This is a genomic window from Corallococcus sp. CA049B (assembly GCF_003611685.1).
Taxonomy (GTDB): domain Bacteria; phylum Myxococcota; class Myxococcia; order Myxococcales; family Myxococcaceae; genus Corallococcus; species Corallococcus coralloides.
In genome coordinates, this window is record NZ_RAWC01000414.1 from 1 (window position 1) to 2,558 (window position 2,558).

Sequence of the window (2,558 nt, forward strand, 5' to 3'; positions counted from 1 at the left end):
GCGCGGCTGGCTGCCGCATAGCCACTTCGCGCCCGCCGCCTCATCTCGAAGACAATGTTGAGATTGAAGTCAACGAGAAGCCCAGCCCCGTGCCAGCAAACCGGGCTTCTTCAACAGCCTGCTAGCATGGGGCGCCCGGGATTGCCCGCCCCTACTTGCGCAGGTTCAGGTACTCATCCATCAGCAGCTTCGCCTGGGCGAGCTTCGCCTCCACGAAGCGGTCGTCCTCGTCCGGCTCCGGGGGAGGGGCGGGGTGCGACGGGGCCTCCACGGCCTTGCCGTCCGGCCCGAAGTCCACCGCGGCCGCCAGCAGGTTGCGCGCGGCATTCCCGCTGAAGAGGCGGGCCAGCGCCGTCGTCTCCACGTCCAGCCAGCGCGCGGCCTGGCGCAGGACGTCCAGGTACTCGCCCTCCATGGCGCGGGGCGGGCGGCTGGGGGCGGCCATGCAGACGCGCGCGTAGCTGTGCTCCCGGTCCACGTACATGCCCATGGAGCGGTCGCGGAAGTCCCGGGAGAGCGCCTGCGTCATGGCGTCCACGTGCTCCTCGGGGGAGGACACCTTGCCGGACGTCTTGCCGGAGACGAGGGGAATCTCCGCCACGTGCCAGCCGCTGTCGGCCAGCGACTCCGGGCGGGGCTCCACCCACTTCACTTCGGGACAGGGGAGGTCGAGCCCCTCGCACACGCCCTTCAGCGTCTGACGCAGGGCGGTGAGGTTACCTTCGACGTCGGAGAGGAAGAGGACGAGTCGGCGCTGCTGGGACACGTGGGGGGCTCCTTGAGTGGCCCCGTGAAAGCCCCGGCGTTACCTGAGAATTTCCGGAAGTCTCCACGCCCGCCTGCCCCCCTGGCGACGGGGGGCGTGCGGGCGGGCCCGGGACTACTTCTACAGCGGGATGTTGCCGTGCTTGCGCGGCGGGTTCTCCTGCCGCTTGTCCTTGAGCATCTCCAGCGCGCGGATGACCTTGGCGCGGGTCTCCTCGGGACGGATGACCTCGTCGATGTAGCCCAGCTCCGCCGCCTTGAACGGGTTGGCGAACTTCTCGCGGTAGTCGTCCGTGAGCTTCTTGCGCTCGGCGTTGGCGTCCTGGGCCTTCAGGATTTCGTTGCGGAAGATGATGTTCACCGCGCCTTCGGGGCCCATCACGGCGATCTCGGCGGTGGGGTAGGCGTAGTTGATGTCCGCGCGGATGTGCTTGGACGCCATGACGTCGTACGCGCCGCCGTAGGCCTTGCGGGTGATGAGCGTGATTTTGGGGACGGTGGCTTCCGCGTACGCGTAGAGCAGCTTGGCGCCGTGGGTGATGATGCCGCCCCACTCCTGGTCCGTGCCGGGGAGGAAGCCGGGCACGTCCACCAGGGTGAGCAGGGGGATGTTGAAGCAGTCGCAGAAGCGCACGAAGCGCGCGGCCTTCACGCTGGCGTCGATGTCCAGGCAGCCGGCGAGCACCGCGGGCTGGTTGGCGACGATGCCCACGCTCTTGCCGTTCATGCGCGCGAAGCCGACGACGATGTTCTTCGCGAAGTGCTCTTGCACCTCGAAGAAGTGCTTGGAGTCCACGATGGCGCGGATGATCTCCTTGATGTCGTAGGGCTTGTTCGGGTTCGCCGGGACAATGGACTTGAGCGACTCCTCGGCGCGGAACGGGTCGTCCTCGCACGGCTGGGACGGCGGGTCCTCCTGGTTGTTGGAGGGCAGGAACGAGAGCAGCTCGCGCGTCATGGCGATGGCGGCCTGCTCGTTCTCCGCGGCGAAGTGGGCCACGCCGGACTTCTGGTTGTGCGTGAGCGCGCCGCCCAGGGCCTCCTTGGAGACCTCTTCGTGCGTCACCGTCTTGATGACGTCCGGGCCGGTGATGAACATGTACGACGTGTCCTTCACCATCATGATGAAGTCCGTGATGGCGGGCGAGTACACCGCGCCGCCCGCGCACGGCCCCAGGATGAGCGAAATCTGGGGGACGACGCCGGACGCCAGCGTGTTGCGCAGGAAGATGTCCGCGTAGCCGGCCAGGCTCTCCACGCCTTCCTGGATGCGCGCGCCGCCGGAGTCGTTGAGCCCGATGACGGGCGCGCCCACGCGGGTGGCCAGGTCCATGATCTTGCAGATCTTCTGGGCGTAGGCGCCGGACAGCGAGCCGCCGAAGACGGTGAAGTCCTGGGCGAAGACGAACACCTGGCGGCCCTCCACGGTGCCGTAGCCGGTGACGACGCCGTCGCCGAGGATCTTCTTGTCGCCCATGCCGAAGTCATGGCTGCGGTGGGTGACGAACTTGTCCAGCTCGCTGAAGGAGCCGGGGTCGAGCAGCAGGTCGATGCGCTCGCGGGCCGTGAGCTTGCCGGCCTCGTGCTGCTTGGCGATGCGGTCGGCGCCGCCGCCCTGCTCGGCCTGCTGCTCCATCTGCTGGAGCCGTGCGCGCAAGGGATCGTTCTCGGGGGTCGTGGCCATGGGGGGCCGCTCTAACACGATTGGAAGTCGCTGGCAGCGCTTCCCTTGCTCCTGGAGGGGTGGGCGGACGGCCGGGCCCGGTGTGCACGGGGTGGCGATGGGACGGAAG

General features: G+C 68.2%; 2 protein-coding genes. Both read right to left on the bottom strand.

The window, feature by feature from the left end; all coding sequences use genetic code 11:
* Positions 1–151: 151 nt before the first annotated feature.
* A complete protein-coding gene (locus tag D7W82_RS39250; protein WP_120623132.1) occupies positions 152–766 on the bottom strand; it encodes a hypothetical protein in 615 nt (204 codons plus the stop codon).
* A gap of 120 nt (positions 767–886) precedes the next feature.
* Positions 887–2,449: an acyl-CoA carboxylase subunit beta gene (locus D7W82_RS39255; protein WP_120623133.1), complete on the bottom strand. Its 1,563-nt coding sequence runs from the start codon at positions 2,447–2,449 to the stop codon at positions 887–889.
* Positions 2,450–2,558 lie beyond the last annotated feature (109 nt).